General features: G+C 59.4%; 15 protein-coding genes, 2 pseudogenes and 1 other annotated feature. Of the genes and pseudogenes, 10 read left to right on the top strand and 7 right to left on the bottom strand.

Features of this window, described 5'->3' with window-relative positions:
• Positions 1 to 60: 60 nt before the first annotated feature.
• The 3 genes from FCT00_RS19350 to FCT00_RS19340 are packed head-to-tail and all read right to left on the bottom strand — an operon-like array spanning position 61 to position 3092.
• On the bottom strand, positions 61 to 576 hold the full coding sequence (locus tag FCT00_RS19350) for an aromatic-ring-hydroxylating dioxygenase subunit beta (RefSeq protein ID WP_138424293.1): 516 nt from the start codon (positions 574 to 576) through the stop codon (positions 61 to 63).
• Positions 573 to 1859 (bottom strand): aromatic ring-hydroxylating oxygenase subunit alpha, encoded by a 1287-nt coding sequence (locus FCT00_RS19345; RefSeq protein ID WP_138424292.1) that lies wholly within the window; start codon positions 1857 to 1859, stop codon positions 573 to 575. The genes FCT00_RS19350 and FCT00_RS19345 overlap by 4 nt, the downstream gene beginning before the upstream one ends.
• Before the next feature lie 30 nt (positions 1860 to 1889).
• Positions 1890 to 3092: an NAD(P)/FAD-dependent oxidoreductase gene (locus tag FCT00_RS19340; RefSeq protein ID WP_138424291.1), complete on the bottom strand. Its 1203-nt coding sequence runs from the start codon at positions 3090 to 3092 to the stop codon at positions 1890 to 1892.
• Positions 3093 to 3260: 168 nt separating this feature from the next.
• On the opposite strand from FCT00_RS19340, the gene FCT00_RS19335 reads away from it, so the two are divergent.
• From FCT00_RS19335 to FCT00_RS21700, 3 genes and pseudogenes are all read left to right on the top strand, one after another.
• Complete coding sequence (locus tag FCT00_RS19335; protein WP_133119827.1) at positions 3261 to 3779, top strand: hypothetical protein; 519 nt, start codon at positions 3261 to 3263, stop codon at positions 3777 to 3779.
• A gap of 455 nt (positions 3780 to 4234) precedes the next feature.
• A complete protein-coding gene (locus FCT00_RS21545; RefSeq protein WP_171043051.1) occupies positions 4235 to 4621 on the top strand; it encodes a hypothetical protein in 387 nt (128 codons plus the stop codon).
• Between the two features lie 244 nt (positions 4622 to 4865).
• A pseudogene (locus FCT00_RS21700) lies at positions 4866 to 5677 on the top strand (IS3 family transposase); the annotation flags it as partial.
• A 236-nt stretch (positions 5678 to 5913) separates the two neighbouring features.
• Here FCT00_RS21700 and FCT00_RS19315 read toward each other — a convergent pair.
• The gene (locus FCT00_RS19315; protein WP_138424288.1) at positions 5914 to 7170 is read right to left on the bottom strand and encodes an IS110 family RNA-guided transposase; all 1257 of its coding nucleotides are present in this window, start codon (positions 7168 to 7170) and stop codon (positions 5914 to 5916) included.
• Positions 7171 to 7307: 137 nt separating this feature from the next.
• Between FCT00_RS19315 and FCT00_RS19310 the strand changes: the two are divergent.
• A pseudogene (locus FCT00_RS19310) lies at positions 7308 to 7523 on the top strand (integrase core domain-containing protein); the annotation flags it as partial.
• A 42-nt stretch (positions 7524 to 7565) separates the two neighbouring features.
• On the opposite strand, the gene FCT00_RS19305 reads toward FCT00_RS19310, so the two are convergent.
• A protein-coding gene (locus tag FCT00_RS19305) for an IS3 family transposase (protein WP_138424267.1) occupies positions 7566 to 8788 on the bottom strand; the annotation gives its coding sequence in 2 pieces (ribosomal slippage) (positions 7566 to 8500 and positions 8500 to 8788; 1224 coding nt in all).
• Positions 8391 to 8507: a sequence feature (AL1L pseudoknot), on the bottom strand. Its footprint overlaps the gene before it by 117 nt.
• A gap of 107 nt (positions 8789 to 8895) precedes the next feature.
• On the opposite strand from FCT00_RS19305, the gene FCT00_RS19300 reads away from it, so the two are divergent.
• Complete coding sequence (locus tag FCT00_RS19300; RefSeq protein ID WP_268920934.1) at positions 8896 to 9195, top strand: IS4 family transposase; 300 nt, start codon at positions 8896 to 8898, stop codon at positions 9193 to 9195.
• A 108-nt stretch (positions 9196 to 9303) separates the two neighbouring features.
• The gene (locus FCT00_RS19295; protein WP_138424287.1) at positions 9304 to 10461 is read left to right on the top strand and encodes an acyl-CoA dehydrogenase family protein; all 1158 of its coding nucleotides are present in this window, start codon (positions 9304 to 9306) and stop codon (positions 10459 to 10461) included.
• Between the two features lie 21 nt (positions 10462 to 10482).
• Here the strand turns inward: FCT00_RS19295 and FCT00_RS19290 are convergent, their stop codons facing one another.
• Positions 10483 to 11649, bottom strand: coding sequence for a CaiB/BaiF CoA transferase family protein (locus FCT00_RS19290; protein ID WP_138424286.1), 1167 nt, complete (start codon positions 11647 to 11649; stop codon positions 10483 to 10485).
• Positions 11650 to 11682: 33 nt separating this feature from the next.
• Positions 11683 to 12828 carry a CaiB/BaiF CoA transferase family protein gene (locus FCT00_RS19285; RefSeq protein WP_138424285.1) on the bottom strand — a complete coding sequence of 382 codons (1146 nt, stop codon included), beginning with the start codon at positions 12826 to 12828 and terminating at the stop codon, positions 11683 to 11685.
• Between the two features lie 104 nt (positions 12829 to 12932).
• Between FCT00_RS19285 and FCT00_RS19280 the strand changes: the two genes are divergently transcribed.
• The 4 genes from FCT00_RS19280 to FCT00_RS19265 are packed head-to-tail and all read left to right on the top strand — an operon-like array spanning position 12933 to position 16493.
• Entirely contained in the window at positions 12933 to 13310 is a 378-nt protein-coding gene (locus FCT00_RS19280; protein WP_100160982.1) for a Zn-ribbon domain-containing OB-fold protein, read from the top strand.
• A 3-nt stretch (positions 13311 to 13313) separates the two neighbouring features.
• Positions 13314 to 14465: a thiolase gene (locus FCT00_RS19275; protein ID WP_043753083.1), complete on the top strand. Its 1152-nt coding sequence runs from the start codon at positions 13314 to 13316 to the stop codon at positions 14463 to 14465.
• A gap of 23 nt (positions 14466 to 14488) precedes the next feature.
• Positions 14489 to 15346: a MaoC/PaaZ C-terminal domain-containing protein gene (locus FCT00_RS19270; protein ID WP_171043050.1), complete on the top strand. Its 858-nt coding sequence runs from the start codon at positions 14489 to 14491 to the stop codon at positions 15344 to 15346.
• 4 nt (positions 15347 to 15350) lie between these two features.
• On the top strand, positions 15351 to 16493 hold the full coding sequence (locus FCT00_RS19265) for a CaiB/BaiF CoA transferase family protein (RefSeq protein ID WP_235889216.1): 1143 nt from the start codon (positions 15351 to 15353) through the stop codon (positions 16491 to 16493).
• Positions 16494 to 16495: the final 2 nt, after the last annotated feature.

The raw sequence follows: 16495 nt of genomic DNA, 5'->3' as shown, positions 1-16495 counted from the left end.
TCCGTCCCATTATTCTTAGGCGGTCGTACCCCGGTCTGCCCCGGGTGCCACCCATTTGCGTCACAAGATTATGCTGATCCGGCCCTGATTGCGGAGACCGTTGGTATCGAGAACAACACGCTTGGACCTTATCCTTATTGTGCCGTCTGAAACCGTCAGCAGGTATAGGAGCTTGCCAAAGAAGATGTTGTTGAAGTCATCCTTGGTCCGAAACGTGAAAAAATTGCACGCGACTTCAACCTGATCGGCATCTTGTGAAAGGATGCGGACATTCGACACTTGATGGCGGGTCTTCGAATGTGGGTACTCCGCATGCGCAGTCCGCTTCATCAACCGTTTGACCCGTTCGCCCAGCCGATACCTGTCATCCGCGATATAGAAAAGATTGTTTTCAGGCGACGCGTCGGCGGGAATGTCTGTCGGCGGAATCTGATAGGTCGCATCGTCGGTGAACAGGTCCAGCCATTCCGGCAGCCGCCATTCGTCAAGAAGCTCGGCTTCGGCGTAGAGAAAGTCCTCAACTTCCGGCCGCGTAAGCGTCCCGGCGGCAGATCCCTTCTTTATTGTAACGCTCATGCCCGTTCTCCCTGGGTTTCTTCCGAGCCGGTAAGGCGGCGGCTCCATTCGCGCCAGAACGCCCGCATCTGCGCTTCGTCGTCCATGGCCGGTTGTTCCAGCCCCATGCCCTTTGATATGTCGTTCCACCGCACGTCCTCACTGTTGCGATAGCCCAGCTGGCAATGTTCCAGCGCCTCTATATCGTCCGGCGTGGCAAAGCCGCCGGGCCCGAGGAATTCCAAGAAGTTCGACAAGCGGAACTTGCGAGCTGCCGCGCTCTCTTCCTGCGGTCCGGCCGCCCATGCATTGACGTGAAGCAGGTTTGGGGATTGCGGGAAGAAGGTGCGGATTGTCAACGACATGATGTCATTGATGATCAAATTGGGGAAGATCAGCAGGTTGCGATTCTTGTAAGCGATCCGGTCTGCTTTCTCCTTGCCGTACAGTTTTTCGTTCCGAGCGTTAAGAGCATCGATCTCTTGCTTGCCTTCCTCGCCCCAGAGCGACACCCACTGACCGGCCGGACGCCCCCAGGGCGCGGTGTATTCGATTACTCCGTGGCCTTTACCAAGGTCCTTTCCGACTCCGCGCAATGCGACGTCCGTGAGACCGCCTTCCATGGACTTGAGATAGTCCAGATAAGTCGCATGGGTGCTTGTCGCGTGATAGCCGTCGATGCTGTTTTCAACCAGAAGCTTCCAATTGGCGTTCATCGCGTATTCCTGCGTGCCGCCAATGATCTCCATACCGTCCACCGATTGATCGAAGATCACATCCAGATATTCCTTGGCGTTGCCAAGGTAATCAACAAGCGGGATTGCTTCAGGGTCGTAGCACAAGAAATACAGCCCGCGATAACTTTCCAGCCGGGGCACCTGACGCATGTTGGAATCAGGGTCGTTCTTGAAGTCGTGCCCATAGCTTTCTTCGCCCGGCTGATTTCTCAGCGCGCCGTCCTGGCCGAAGACCCAGCCATGATAGAAACACTGAAAGGACTTGGCGTTGCCTTTGCGTTCACGGCAGACTTGGGAACCCCGGTGGGGACAGGAATTGAACAGCGCCCGGATGTTGCCCTGGCGGTCCTTGTTGAACAGAATGCTGCGGCCGCCGACCACTCGGGTCACAAAGTCACCCGGTTTCTTTAGTTCCGATTCGTGGCCGAGATAAAGCCAGCAAGTGGAAAAGATACGCTCGCGCTCTTTTACGAACACATCCGGGTCAGTAAAGTTGTTTCTGGAAACCTTGAAGAGATGCCGATCGTTGTCGATCATCACCAAGGGATCGTTTCCGTTGGGCTTCATTGCGTCTTATCCTCCTCCGGTTGATGGGTTTCAGGCGGGAATTGCCTGTCTGAGTTTGTAAGCGGGGTCCTCGATGGCGGCCCGCTCCAGCCGGATGCCGTTTCCGACCAGTTTACGTATTGCGGCCATGTCCTTGGGAACATTGATTGTGGTGCCCCCGACGATTTCACCGCCCCGCAAGGCGATGACGGCGAAGCGACCGCTGGCAGGATCACCGCGCAAGACGGTCTCTTCACCGATGCTGTCGCCCGCCACCTGAATGTTCATGCTATACTGATCGGACCAAAACCACGGCGCAGCCTTTGCCGGCTGCGCCGTGCCTGTTATGGACGCCGCGGCGATGGCGGCCTGCTGGTTGGCATTCGCCCAGGTCTCGATCCGCATCCAGCGATTGTGACACCGGCTGAACTGTTCGGTCGCATCCCCGACCGCCAGCACACCGCTGCGTTCGGTGACGGCCCTGTCGTCGACCCGAAGCCCCTGCGCGCCCTCTGGCAAACCGATCATGGCGGCAATCCCGCGCGGCGGCTCCACCCCGATGCCGACTACTACAAGATCGGCGCTTTCCACCGATCCATCGCTCAGCGTGGTGTCGCACCCCGACGCCGAGACCGGCCTTACATCATACCGGAAACGAACGCCGTTCCCGGCGTGTAGCCGTTCCAGATGTTCGGACGCCTCCGCGGGCAGTCCCCGTTCAAATAGACGTGAGCCGGCCTCGACCACAGTCACGTCGCAGGTCCCCGCTGCCGCTGCGGCAACTTCCAGTCCGATGATCCCGCCGCCCACGATCAAGATCTTTCCACCCATAGCCATCCGTTCGCGGATGGCAGCAGCGTCCTCGATCGTGCGCAGGACATGGATCGGCACGGTCAACCCGGCAAGCTGATCACATTGCCGGGCGCTGGTACCCGTCGCCAAAACCAGATGATCATAGGAAAGCTCCTCGCCCCCGGCGAGCGCCACGACCCGAGCGTTGGGATCGGCGTCGACGACGGGGCTGCCCAGCCGCAAATCTATTTCGGCGGCGCTCCAGTCGCTCTGCGCCTTCATGAAACGAGTCGACCAAGCCGGATCTGTCAGCATTTCCTTGGATAGCTGGGGTCGCTCATAGGGCAGATGCGGCTCCGCCCCGACCAGAACGACCGAACCGGAGAATCCCGCCGAACGGAGTTCCAGCGCGACTCGGGCCCCGGCCTGACCGGCGCCAACGACAACGACTCGTTCGGTCATGGGCGGCCAACGAACCTGCAGGCCACGCCCGGAGCATTTCTGTAATTGTCGGTCTGCATTCTCTCCCCCCTTCTCCGGCCACCTCCCGGCCGGTCAACTTTCTTGCCAAGAATTTACAAACAGGTTAGACTGTTTGTCAATGCACGAAAATCAGGGAGGCGCACAGTTATGTCGCAAAAAGCAGAAGATAGTGATAAAATACAGGTTGTTAGCGGGTATCAAAGCTGCAGTCTTGGCATGCTTCCACCGCGGATGCCGGATCGCGCAGATCCGCAGGTTCCCCATGATGCATCCCTCGGCAAAGTCCGCTATGGCCGGATCGGGAGCGTCTATTTCTATGACCAAAATTTCGACGCCGCTGTCGGGATGGTTGAGATTGAACTCAGCATTCAATGCCTTTCCGAGGGGCATTGCCGCGTCGAGGCATTTGGTATCGGCGATGGCTTTCAATCCTGCTCGGCCAATGGTCAGGACGCACCATTGATCATTCAGTTGTGCCGCAGGGACGGAACGGTGGTCGCCGAATCGAAATGGTCTTATTCGCGTATTCTTTGCGGGCATGTCGAGGCGCTGACACACAAAGAAGACATCCTGCTCGCCAGCGAGGAATTCGAATCAATTGAACTGGGGGTGATTCCCTCGACAAAAGGGACTGTATGCACTTGCGCAATGCCGCTCGGCACCTAGGTGTTGGATCCCATCGGGTTGCTCAACGCCGAGCGCGGGGGAAAGGCCTTAAAGCGCCGAGTGTGGCCTTGCGGTGTTGAGCCAGTCAAGACAGTAGTGCAGGTCGGCGTTTCGCGCTGCTGATGTCGAACGGCCTGACCCAAGGGGTTCATCGCAGCATCTGGTGGATCGGATTTAGGATAAATGATTTGGTTCTGCAGTCCAGATTTTGCTGATGTATTCGTAGGGCGGCGTTAGGCATTTCAGCGTCTTGAGGCGGCGCGCGAAGTTGTAAGCGTCCAGGGCGTCACTGAGGTGGCTACGAAGCTGATCGTGGCTCTCGTCATGATACCGTGTGACCGTGGCGTCCAAAATGTGCGGTTCAAACCTTCGACCTGGCCGTTCGTCGGGGCAATGGTCCCTCGGAACATTGCCTGACCCTCCTCACTCCACGGGTGGTTGGGTTTCGCTAGTCGATGCTTGATATCATTTGCCTCGCAGATCAGATCAAACCGCATCTTGCGGAACGTCACGCTGTCACGGCTCCGAGCCTGTTCAGCGAACTGGATGCCGTTATCCGTCGGTTTGGTGTGGATCTTGTACGGAACGGATTCGAGAGGGTGTTCAAGAAACTCGCAATCCGACTTGCGATTGACATGCGCGACCAGTTGCGCGAAAGCAAACTTGCTAATTCGGTTAGTGGCCTCAAAGAGATAAAGCTTTCCTTACGCTGTCTTGACTTCGGCGATGTCGATAGGAAAATAGCCAATCGGGTCGCGTTTGAAATTCTGCCGCTTCGGCTCTTCACCTTCGGCCTCTGGCAAACGGGATCTCCCATGCCGCCGCAGACAACGATGCAATGAAGATCGCGTCAGGTGCGGGATTGAGGGCTGCAAACTGGTCGAAAATCCAGGCCACCTCTTGCAATGCCTTACGACTATTTACTCTATCTGAGCAGACGATCCTCACCGGCTTGAAGTTGATCCGCCCCCACTGAAGTGGTCCGCCGTTATGTTTAGGAAAACGGAGGATGGTCTTGACCCCTGAAACTGGTCCGAACTGAGTGCGAAATTTTGGGTACATTTCTGGCAAGAGAGGAGTGTACTGATGCCGAAGAAACGATTCAGCGACGAACAGATTGCCTTTGCCTTGAGGCAGGCGGAAACGGGAACGACGGTCGGCGAGATTTGCCGAAAGATGGGGATTTCGGAAGCGACGTTCTATCGCTGGAAGAAGGTCTATGCCGGGATGGGCGTATCCGAGATCCGGCGACTGAAGCAGCTCGAAGACGAGAACGGGAAGCTGAAACGTCTGGTCGCGGGTCTGACGTTGGACAAGACCATGCTTCAGGATGCACTGCGAAAAAAGTGGTGAAGCCTGTCCGTCGCCGTGCAGTCATCCGGCACTATCAGGATGTGTTTGAGGTGTCGGAACGCCGGACCTGCCGGGCCATGGGCTTCGGACGGGCTTCCCACAGATACCAATCCAGGCGGGATCCTGAAGTAGAACTTCGTATGAGGCTGAAAGAATTGGCTGAGAGCCGGGTGCGGTATGGATATCGCCGTTTGCACATTCTGCTGTAGCGCGAGGGTTGGCACGTGAACCACAAGCGCCTGTACCGGCTATACTGCGAAGAAGGCCTGTCGATAAGGACCCGCAGCCCGAAGCGGCGTCGCGCCTGCCGGTATCGATCCGGTCGATCGGAGGCCGACGGCATGAACGACGTCTGGGCCATGGACTTCATGTCGGACCGCTTGTTCGACAAGAAACCGTTCCGGATCCTGACGATCGTGGACTGCTTCACGAGAGAGGCTCTCGCGACCGCTGCGAGGGCGAACTTCCGCGCCTACCAGGTCATCGACGAACTGGATCGATTGGCGCGGACCAGAGGCAAGCCTCGAAGCATTCGAGTCGACAACGTCCTATATCGGGAAAATTTTGCTGCTTAGGTCAGCAGGTCATGGGGCATCCGGTGTCTCGGATGCCCTGGTATGATTGCCCAAGCGGTCTCCGCCGTCAAGAAGCGGTCTCTCCCATAGCAAACACAGGGTACGCGCGTTGGCGGCCCTCACCGTCCTTAAGACGAGATCCAAAATCCCAAGCGGAAGACCTGAACATTATCTACGAGGTCAGCTAACTGCCTCCACGGCTCTTGTCAGACAAGGGTCCTTCCGCCTGGGCTCGCCCCCTCGAAGAAGGGGCGATAGGGTTCGCCGTGTTTGACCACGGCGTTTACGGTGCGCGCCATCTTGGCGGCGATCGCGGTGTAGGCTTTGCGACGCAGATGGGCATTGTGTCGATCCCGCGAGATGTAGCGTTCGAACTTGTCGCGGAAGCTGTTCGTGCGTTTGAGCACAGCAACCTGGCCTGCCATCCAGAGAGTTCTGCGAAGCCGTGCATTGCCATACTTCGAGATGCGGCTCTGACCGCGGAACATGCCGGACTGCGCAGTCGCCAGGTCCATGCCGCAGAACTTCAGGAACTGGCGGTGATGGCGGAAACGGCGCAGATCGCCAGCTTCGGCCAGGATGGTCAGGGCGTTGATCGGGCCGATCCCGGGGATCGTGGTCAGCAACTGGTAGTCGGGATGATCAGAAAGTAGCTCGATGGCCCGCGCCTCGATCTCGTTGCGCTGGCGAACCAGGCTTCGGCCTTCGGCCAGCACAAGGCGAAACATGCGAACGGCGTCGGACTCCGGGTGAACGGGCAGACCCACCGAGCCAACCGCCGTTGCGTAAATATCTGAAAGCAGGCGTTCTTTTGAGACCTTCCGACCGACCACCTGCCACGCATCTGCAACGAAGGCCTCACGGCTCCTGGCCGTGATCATATGCGGCGTCGGGTACTTCTCGAGGAATGCCAAAAACCAGTCAGTACGCGAACTGCGGTGAAAGCGCTCCGCCTCGGGAAAGTACAGCGGCAGGTAATGCGTCAGGATGCGGTGCCAGAGCTCAGTCTTCGAGCGCGAAACGATCTCGTGGGTCTTTGACAGTTCCTGGATGTCCGCTATGCCAGTCACCAGTGGATCGTGGAAAAACTGCACGGCGCCGATCTCCGTCATATGCAGGATGACTTGGGCGTCCTTCGGATCGTTCTTGTCCCAGCTGTTGTGCAGTGCCTCCCGCGTCCGCGCCAGACCTACTGAGGAGACCAGCTTCAGGTCAAAACCGGCCTGGCCGAGGTGGTGCGCAAGTGGCCGATGGTAGTTGCCAGTCGCCTCAAAGCCGATCCTTACCGGCAGGTCGTAGCTGGCAAGAGCGGCGGCCAGTCGCTGGAAATCCTCCAGAGTGTTTGTGATCGTAAGGCGGCGACGGCGCTTCTTACCTGGAATGCCAATCAGCACCTCATGGCGGTATTTGGAAATGTCGATGGCGGCCAACAGGGTCGGCGCGATAAAATGAGTGGCGGTCATAGCCGGTCTCCTCAGCGGTGTGGTTCATGCAAAACCACTGTTGAGACCTGCGACCCGGTTATGGCCACCCGCTGCGCTATCTGAGGGCTGCGCGCGTGGCCATAACCTTAAACAAGCGCTTCTTCCCGAGGTGCTACGGCCCGGAATTTGCCGGTCGGCTGCTCGAACAATGGGCCTACTTGAACAAGGTGGAATTGGACTTCTCCCGGCCCGGAAAACCAACGGACAACGCCTATATCGAAGCATTCAACGGTCGGCTTCGCCAAGAGTGCTTGAACGCATCATGGTTCCTGTCGATGGACGATGCCCGAACCCGGATCAACAACTGGAGAACTGACTACAACGAAACCAGGCGGTGAACCGCCCCGGATTTGCCGGAGGCCGTTTGGTTTAAGCTACGCGGCCATGGATTCAGTTTCCAGAGCTGCGTAGAAGTTGGCTTCGGCCTCTGCTGGCGGGACGTTTCCGATGGGTTCCAGCAGGCGGCGGGTGTTGAACCAGTCGACCCATTCGAGGGTGGCGTATTCCACGGCGTCGTAGCTGCGCCAGGGGCCACGGCGGTGGATGACCTCGGCCTTGTAGAGGCCGTTGATCGTCTCGGCGAGCGCGTTGTCGTAGCTGTCACCGACGCTGCCGACCGAGGGCTCGATGCCAGCCTCGGCCAGCCGCTCGGTGTATCTGATTGACAGGTATTGCGACCCGCGATCCGAGTGGTGCACCAGGCCGTCCGCTGGTCGGCGCTGATGAACCGCCTGTTCCAGGGCGTCGAGAACGAAGCCGGCGTTGGCCGTGCGGCTCACTCGCCAGCCGACGATGCGGCGGGCGAAGGCGTCGACTACGAAGGCCACGTAGACGAACCCCTGCCAGGTGGCGACATAGGTGAAATCCGAGAGCCACAGCCTGTCCGGCGCAGCCACGCAGAACTGACGGTTCACCCTGTCCAACGGGCATGGCGCCTTCCTGTCCGGGATCGTCGTTCTGTGCGGCTTGCCGCGAATGGCACCCTGCAATCCCATGTCCTTCATCAGCCGGGCCACCGTGCAGCGGGCGACGTCGACACCCTTCCGGCCCAGTTGCCGCCAGACCTTGCGCACCCCGTAGACCCGCCAGTTCGCCTCGAACACGCGCTGGATCTCGAGGCACAGCTCCGCATCCCGCTTGGCCCGGTCCGAGAGCCGCTCAGGGTCGGCCCGCTTGGCGAGGTGATCGTAGAACGTCGACGGGGCAATTGGCAGTTCCCTGCAAATCGGCTCGACCCCAATCTCCGTTCGGTGCTCTTCAATGAAGGCGATCATGACTTCGGTCGGCGGTCGAGCTCCGCCTGAGCAAAATAAGCCGATGCCTTGCGAAGGATCTCGTTGGCCTGGCGCAGTTCGCGGTTCTCGCGCTCCAGCGCCTTCAACCGCTCCGCCATCTCGGTGGTGACGCCGGCCCGCTTGCCGCCGTCGACCTCTGCCTTCTTGACCCAGTCGTTCAGCGTGTTCGCCGAACAGCCGATCTTCGCGGCCACCGACACGATCGCCTGCCACCGGCTCTCATGCCGCCCGGGATTGTCCAGAACCAGGCGAACGGCACGCTCGCGCACTTCGGGGGAAAACTTGTTCGTCGTCTTGCTCATGATGCTCCATCCTACTCAGGAGTTGCAGCCTCCGGCAAACCCGGTGCGGTTCACTGTGCCTCGCGACTGCCGAGCGCTTAGCCAACTGCATCGCGTTGTGCTGCGTCGTGGCCTGGCGCGTGTCATGGCTGGCAATGCTCAGCCGAGATGCACCGGCGGCGGACCCTGCCGCCGTTTTCACGGAGGACAAGCTTCACCTGCTCGATCAGGCGACGCCCGACAGGAAGCGCCAGGTACTGCGCGACCTCCAATTCTATGTCAGGGCCGTCGCGCGTCTCGGAGGCGACCTCGACCGCGCTTCCGACGCACCGCCCGGGACGACGGTCATCTGGCGTGGCTTTTCCCGTCTCGCCGACCTCGTCAAAGGCTCCTGGCTCGCAACACCGCCGCCGGACACTTGTGGGTAACCGTAAGAACAACCGGAACCATACGTCAGAAAGGCTTGGGTTCATTGTCAGGAAATTAAACAGTTGTTAGATTTTTTTAATGCAAGGATGACTCGATAGGAATAAAACATGTCTCTGATCAAGAACTCCCCTAGCTGGGTAGTGGATGAACACAAGATGTTCGCGGATAGTACGCGCAGGCTTTTCAATGCAGAGATGGCTCCGAACATTGAGAAATGGGTGGAGCAGGGCATTGTTGACCGCGACTTCTGGAAAACAGTCGGTCAGCAGGGTGTCATGGGTGGCTCGATTGCCCAAGAATATGGTGGGTTCGGTGGCGGCATCGGGTTCGACGCGATTACCGTCTACGAGCAGGGGCGCACCGGTGATACGGGTTGGGGCTATGGGATCCAGTCCATCGTAATCCATTATCTCAACGCATATGGCAGTGAGGAACAGAAGAAAAAGTGGTTGCCGAAACTGGTCAGCGGCGACAGCGTTGCGGCGATTGCCATGACCGAGCCTGGAACGGGCTCTGACCTCCAGAACGTACAAACCTATGCGGAAAAGGATGGCAACCACTACAAGATCAACGGTTCGAAGATCTTTATCACAAACGGGCACACGGCGGATCTCGTTGTGATCGTGGCAAAGACCGACCGCATCGCCGGCGCCAAGGGCGTTTCGTTGATCGTTCTGGAAACCGAGGGCGCCGAGGGCTTTCGCCGGGGACGGAACCTGAAGAAACTGGGTATGAAAGGTTCGGATACTGCTGAGCTGTTCTTCGAGGATGTGCGCGTGCCTACGGCGAACCTGCTTGGTCCGGAAGAGGGGCAGGGGTTCTACCAGCTGATGAAGCAGCTGCCTTGGGAGCGGCTGATGATCGGCATTACCGCGCTCGGTTTTATTGATTTTGCGATCGATGAAACGGTGAAATATGTTCAGGATCGCAAGGCATTTGGAAGCCGGATCATGGACTTCCAGAATACACGCTTCAAACTGGCAGAATGCAAAACCAAGGCCGAATTGCTACGTTCCTTCGTAAATGACGGGCTCGCGCGTCTTGAAGCGGGCGAACTTGATGCGGCCACGGCTTCGATGGCGAAATGGTGGGGCAGCCAGACGCAGAACGAGGTCATGCATGAATGCCTGCAACTGCACGGCGGTTACGGTTTCATGATGGAATACCCCATCGCGCGACTTTATGCCGACAGCAGGGTCCAGATGATCTACGGCGGCACCAACGAGATCATGAAGGAACTGATCGCACGCTCGATGGATGTTTGATCCGTCCGGTGCCGGGCGGGGCTATTCCCTGCCCGGCCCCAGAATTTCGTCGCTGTGTTCCCCAAGTCGCGGGGCCGGGCGATGATCATGTCGCGCAGGGGTCGCCGAAAAGCGAAACGGCGGGCGTGTCGTCCAGATCGCACCTTCGGTCGGGTGATCAATCCGTTGAAAGAACCCGGTTGCGGCAAGATGGGGATCGTTCGGCAAATCTGACAGGTTGCGCACTGGCATGGCGGGTATGTCGGCCTGCTCCATGAGGTCAAGCCACTCATCTGTGGTCCGGGTCAGCGCAATCTGCGCCACCATATCGTATACTGCGCCGATGTTGCGGCTTCGGGCATCCATGTCCGTGACCCAGGCATGGTCGATCATGTCATTGCGCCCAACCGTCTTGAAGAACCGCGCCCATTGTACGTTGGTGTAAGGCAGAATTGTGATGTAGCCATCAGCGGTCTGAACTGGACGCCGGTGCGGAACCAGCATGCGGGCATAGCCGAAATCCTGCGGAAGCTCTTCAAAGGTGGCACCATCCATATGTTCGGCCAACAGGAAGGCGGCCAGCGTCTCAAACATCGGAACCTCGACATGCTGGGCCTCTCCAGTACGTTCGCGGTGGAACAGGGCGCCCATCACGGCATAGGCGGCGGTCACGCCGCCAAGCTTGTCGGCCAGAATTGTCGGGGCATAAGCGGGCGGTGCCTCGGGGTCGCGCAAGGTTGCCAGGCTGGCCAATCCCGACACCGACTGGACGGAATCGTCGAATGCTGGCTTGGCGGCATAGGGCCCGTCCTGTCCGAAACCGGTGGCGGATACCGTGATCAGGTTCGGGTTTTCCTGGCGCAGGGTTTCGGGATCCAAAGACAATCTGGCAAGCGCCGCAGGCCGGATGCTCGAAATCATCACATCGGCATCGATGAGCAGTTTGCGCAACTGATCGAGACCGGTTTGTGTTTTGAGGTCGAGTACGACACTGCGCTTGTTACGGTTGGTCCCCAGAAAAGCGGCCCCCATCAGCTTGTTGCGCGATGGCTGGACCTGGCGAAGAAGATCGCCCTCGGGGCCTTCCACCTTGATCACATCGGCCCCCAGATCGCCCAGCATCTGCGTCGCCAAAGGTCCGAAAACTACAGAAGTCAGATCGACGATCTTCACGCCTTGAAGGATCGCCGGTTTGTTCTCAGCGGTCATTTGATTGTCCACCCTTTTGGTTGTCCACCGTTTTCATGAACGGGGTCCGAATTCGGCGCGAATGGCTTTACCTTGCGCATCGAAGGCCGGGCAGGGGCGCAGTGTCGTTTCGCCGACGCTGCGCCGGATCGGGGGTGTCGGGACGTTGATCTCGCCCGAGGGTGTGCCTATCACGGATCGGTCAAGCTGGGGGTGACCGGACAGGGTCGCCACGTCGTTCACCGCGCCCGAGGCAATGCCCGCAGCGTCAAGCCGCTTCAGTATCTCGGCGCGGTCATGCGAGGCGAACACGGCCTTGATGAGCACTTCGAGCGCGGGTTTGTTGTTGATGCGCGATGTGTTGTCGTGAAAACGGGGGTCGGTTGCCAGAGCCGCGTCGCCCAGTATGTGTTCACAGAACCTTTGCCATTCGCCGCTGTGCTGCACGGTAATGACGACAAGCTGACCGTCCTTGCATTCATAGGCCCCGTACGGGCAGATGACCGTGTGGTTCAGTCCGACACGGGGTGTCGGCTTGCCAAGGTAATCGTGATATAGCAGCGGAACCGACATCCAGTCGGCCATCACATCAAACATTGCCACGGAAACGCCGCTGCCCTTGCCGGTGCGATCTCGCCCGACCAGTGCTTCGCAGATTCCGGCATGGGCTGTCATACCGGTTGCGATATCGCAGACCGACACTCCAACCCGTCCCGGTCCGTCCGCAGTGCCGGTCACTGATGCCAGACCGCTCTCGCATTGCACCAGAAGGTCATAGGCCTTGGCGTTGCGCATCGGGCCGTCTTCGCCATATCCGGTGATGTCGCAGGTCACGAGACGCGGGAACCTCTCTCGCAGACTTGCGGAATCGAGCCCGAGCTTGGCCAGCGCGCCCGGCAGCAGGTTCTGAATAAACACATCCGCGTTTTCCAGCATCCTGAGCAGGATTTCACGGTCTTCGTCGGCTTTAATGTCCAGCGCCACCGATTCCTTTCCCCGGTTCAACCATGTGAAATAGGCGCTTTCGCCGTTGGCGGCGGTATCGTAGGCGCGGGCGAAATCGCCGGCTCCCTTGCGTTCGATCTTAATCACACGCGCGCCGGCATCGGCCAGCCGCGAGGAGCAAAAAGGCGCGGCGACTGCCTGTTCCAACGCAACGACGAGTTTGCCGGAAAGGGGGGCTAAGTCTGAACCTGACATGAGTTTCTCTCAATTGATCCTGAAAGGTTGACTAAATCTAACAATTGTTAGAAACATAATCAATACGATTAGACAAAGACTGGATCGCTTGAAGGAGAACGCCGGTGCAGGACGCCAAACGACCAGACCAGTTTTTCCAACGCGCGCTGGCAGAGGGAGAGATCCTGCTGCCCAAGTGCGATGACTGCGGGGCATATCACTTTTTCCCGAGAGTCCTGTGTCCCCATTGTCATGGCAGCGCGATTTCTTGGAAGAAGGCTAGCGGCAAGGGACGGGTCCACACCACAACAGTTGTGCGCCGAAAGCCCGAACGGGGCGGCGATTACAACGTATGCGTCGTCGAGCTGGACGAGGGTGTCCGGATGATGAGCCGGGTCGAGGGCATTGCCCCAGGTGAGGTCGTCATCGACATGCCTGTAACCGCATTCGTGGGCGAGGCTGAGGGTGTTCCGGCCGTGCTTTTCAAACCGTCGGAGGGATAGGCCATGACCACTGAACTTCGGGGAAAATCCGCCATCGTGGGAACCGGTCATGCCGGTTTCGGAGAAGCCCATGGCCTGACGGCCTATGATGTCATGGCGCAATCCGCGCTTGCGGCGCTTGGCGATGCCGGGCTGAACCTGTCCGACGTCGACGGGCTGTTTTGCACCATGATGGAAGACAGCATGCCGGCGCTTATGGCGGCGGAGTATCTGGGCATCCAGCCCCGTTTCATTGATGGCACAATGTCGGGCGGTTCGTCCTTCGTAAACTACCTGACGTCCGCGACCATGGCCCTTGATGCCGGTCTGTGTGATGTCGCGCTGATTGTTTATGGCTCCAACCAGCGCACCGCATCGGGCAGACTGGTGACCGCTTCACGTCCGCCGGCCTACGAGGCGCCGTATAATCCGCGCTATCCGATCTCGGCCTACGCGATGGCCGCGGCGCGGCACATGCATGAATACGGCACCACCCGCGAACAGCTGGCCGACGTGGCCGTTGCCGCGCGGGCCTGGGCGCAGCGCAACCCCGAAGCGTTCGAGCGCGGCCCGCTGACCCGCGAGGACGTGCTGGGTGCGCGCATGGTGGGCGATCCATTGACCGTGCGCGACTGTTGTCTTGTCACCGACGGTGGCGGCGCGATCGTAATGGTCCACGCGGACCGCGCCCGGGATTTCCCGAAGGCGCCTGTCTATGTGCTGGGCAGTGCTGCGGAAAGCTCGCACCGGCAGATTTCGCAAATGAAGGATTTCACCGTGACCGCCGCCCGCGCCTCGGGCGCGCGCGCTTTTGCGGCGGCCGGCGTGACCCCTGCGGACATCCAGGCGGTCGAGCTTTATGATGCCTTCACCATCAATACCATCCTGTTTCTTGAAGATCTGGGGTTCTGCGCCAAGGGCGAGGGAGGGGCCTTTGTCGAGGGCGGACGCATCGCGCCTGGCGGCGTCTTGCCGGTGAACACGAATGGCGGCGGCCTGTCCTGTGTGCACCCCGGGATGTACGGCATCTTCACAGTGATCGAGGCTGCCCGCCAGATCCGTGGCGACGCGCCAGGCATTCAGTTGAAGGATATTGATCTGGCGCTGGCGCATGGCAACGGCGGTGTGCTGTCCAGTCAGGTCACGGCCATACTTGGATCTCAAAACACGCTCTGACGGCAACTAAGGGAGGAAAGCAAATGCCATTGGATTTCGATGCACTGTCGAACTGGGACTTTGAGGAAATCGAACAGACGCTAACCGAGCGGGATACCATCCTGTATGCACTCGGCCTTGGGTTCGGTGAGGATCCGACCGACAAAAAGGAGCTGGCCTATGTCTATGAGGACGGGCTCAAGGCAGTTCCCTCGATGGCGGTTATTTTGGGGTATCCCGGCTTCTGGCTGCGCGATCCCAAGACCGGCGTAAACTGGCAGAAAGTGCTGCACGGCGAACAGTGGCTCGACATCTACAAGCCGCTGCCGACACATGCCCGGCTTGTCGGCCGTAGCAAGATCGATTTCATCGCCGACAAGGGCGAGGGCAAGGGAGCCGTCATTTACCAAAGCCGCGATATTATCGACGCGGACAGCGGCGAAAAACTAGCGCGCGTGGCGATGTCGGCTTTCTGTCGCGGTGATGGGGGGTTTGGCGGTGAAAACCAGGCGGGTCCGGCACCCGCAGTGCTGCCTGATCGGGCGCCTGATCATATATGTGATATCGATACCCTGCCGCGCCAAGCCCTTATTTATCGTCTCAGCGGTGATTTCAATCCGCTTCATGCTGACCCGGATGTTGCCCGTTCTGTCGGGTTCGACCGCCCGATCCTGCATGGTCTGGCGACCTATGGGCTGGCGGCCCGGGCGATTCTCAAGACGTTGCTGGACTATGATTCTGCCCGGCTTGTCGGTCTGGATGTTCGGTTCTCGGCGCCGGTCTATCCCGGCGAAACCGTGCGGTTCGAAATCTGGGAAGAGGACGGCGAGGCCCGGTTTCGAGCGTCTGTTCCGGCACGCGACGTGGTTGTTCTGAACAACGGCGCGGCGCGCTTCGCCTGAGGCAATGAAGATGGCTCAACCTCTCAAGAATATCCTGGTGCTGGATTTCAGCACCCTTCTTCCCGGTCCTATGGCGACGCTCATGCTGTCTGAGACCGGCGCCGAAGTGATCAAGTTCGAACGGCCCGGAGTCGGCGAGGACGCGCGCCACACGGAGCCCAGGATCGACGGAGAGAGCATCGGGTTTGCCGTATTGAACCACGGCAAGCGATCGGTGGCCATCGACCTCAAGTCAAAGGGCGCAGTGGAACGACTGCGCCCCTTGATCGAGAGGGCCGATGTTCTGGTAGAGCAGTTTCGTCCCGGCGTGATGGACCGGCTGGGGCTTGGTTATGAAGCGTTGCGAAAGATCAATCCCGGTCTCATCTATTGTTCGATCACCGGCTATGGCCAGACCGGACCAAAGGCCAGCGCCGCCGGCCACGATCTCAACTACGTCGGTGATGCGGGTATCCTGTCGCTCAGTCGCGGACCGGATGACCAGCCAACAGCCCCGTTCGGGCTGGTCGCCGATATCGGAGGCGGAACCTATCCTGCGGTGATGAATATCCTGCTGGCCCTGATTGCGCGGCAGGCAAGCGGGCAGGGGACGCATCTGGATATCGCAATGGCCGAGGGGGCGTTCGCCTTTGCCTATTGGGCCCATGCCGAAGGTGTGATTGCCGGGCAGAACATCGAAAGCGGTTGCAGCCGTCTGACGGGTGGCCTGGCCCGTTATCGGCTTTATACGGCTGCGGACGGGCGTCAGATCGCCGTCGGCGCGTTGGAAGAAAAGTTCTGGCAGTCGTTCTGCGATGTCATTGGTTTGCCGGTGGCCCTTCGCGATGACTGGTCCGATCCAAATGCCTGTGCCGCAGAGGTTGCACGTCGTCTGAGGGAACACCCCTCGACCCATTGGGAGCCTTTGCTGGCTGCGGCAGATTGCTGCTGTTCGGTCGTGAAGACGCCCGCCGAGGCGGCGCGTGGCCCGCATTTCAAAGCGCGTGACGTGTTCGGGCGGACCGTAAAAATCTCCGGCCGGGACGCGCCCGCTTTGCCGCTGCCAATTGCCCCGGAGTTCCGTTCTTCCGGAAATTCGGTCGGAGTTGCAGCCACTCTGGGCGAAGACAATACGCGTTATGGCTTGGACCAACCAAAGACAGAGTAAAT

The organism is Maritimibacter alexandrii (genome assembly GCF_005871115.1).
Lineage (GTDB): Bacteria > Pseudomonadota > Alphaproteobacteria > Rhodobacterales > Rhodobacteraceae > Maritimibacter > Maritimibacter alkaliphilus.
Note: the sequence above shows the minus strand (reverse complement) of the source record. Positions and strands in the feature narration are given on the sequence as shown.

What these genes read in the sequence shown, in the direction of transcription:
- FCT00_RS19350 (WP_138424293.1), bottom strand. Translation starts at nt 576, where the DNA reads ATGAGCGTTACAATAAAGAAGGGATCTGCCGCCGGGACGCTTACGCGG.
- FCT00_RS19345 (WP_138424292.1), bottom strand. Translation starts at nt 1,859, where the DNA reads ATGAAGCCCAACGGAAACGATCCCTTGGTGATGATCGACAACGATCGG.
- FCT00_RS19340 (WP_138424291.1), bottom strand. Translation starts at nt 3,092, where the DNA reads ATGACCGAACGAGTCGTTGTCGTTGGCGCCGGTCAGGCCGGGGCCCGA.
- FCT00_RS19335 (WP_133119827.1), top strand. Translation starts at nt 3,261, where the DNA reads ATGTCGCAAAAAGCAGAAGATAGTGATAAAATACAGGTTGTTAGCGGG.
- FCT00_RS21545 (WP_171043051.1), top strand. Translation starts at nt 4,235, where the DNA reads ATGCTTGATATCATTTGCCTCGCAGATCAGATCAAACCGCATCTTGCG.
- FCT00_RS19315 (WP_138424288.1), bottom strand. Translation starts at nt 7,170, where the DNA reads ATGACCGCCACTCATTTTATCGCGCCGACCCTGTTGGCCGCCATCGAC.
- FCT00_RS19295 (WP_138424287.1), top strand. Translation starts at nt 9,304, where the DNA reads ATGTCTCTGATCAAGAACTCCCCTAGCTGGGTAGTGGATGAACACAAG.
- FCT00_RS19290 (WP_138424286.1), bottom strand. Translation starts at nt 11,649, where the DNA reads ATGACCGCTGAGAACAAACCGGCGATCCTTCAAGGCGTGAAGATCGTC.
- FCT00_RS19285 (WP_138424285.1), bottom strand. Translation starts at nt 12,828, where the DNA reads ATGTCAGGTTCAGACTTAGCCCCCCTTTCCGGCAAACTCGTCGTTGCG.
- FCT00_RS19275 (WP_043753083.1), top strand. Translation starts at nt 13,314, where the DNA reads ATGACCACTGAACTTCGGGGAAAATCCGCCATCGTGGGAACCGGTCAT.
- FCT00_RS19270 (WP_171043050.1), top strand. Translation starts at nt 14,489, where the DNA reads ATGCCATTGGATTTCGATGCACTGTCGAACTGGGACTTTGAGGAAATC.
- FCT00_RS19265 (WP_235889216.1), top strand. Translation starts at nt 15,351, where the DNA reads ATGAAGATGGCTCAACCTCTCAAGAATATCCTGGTGCTGGATTTCAGC.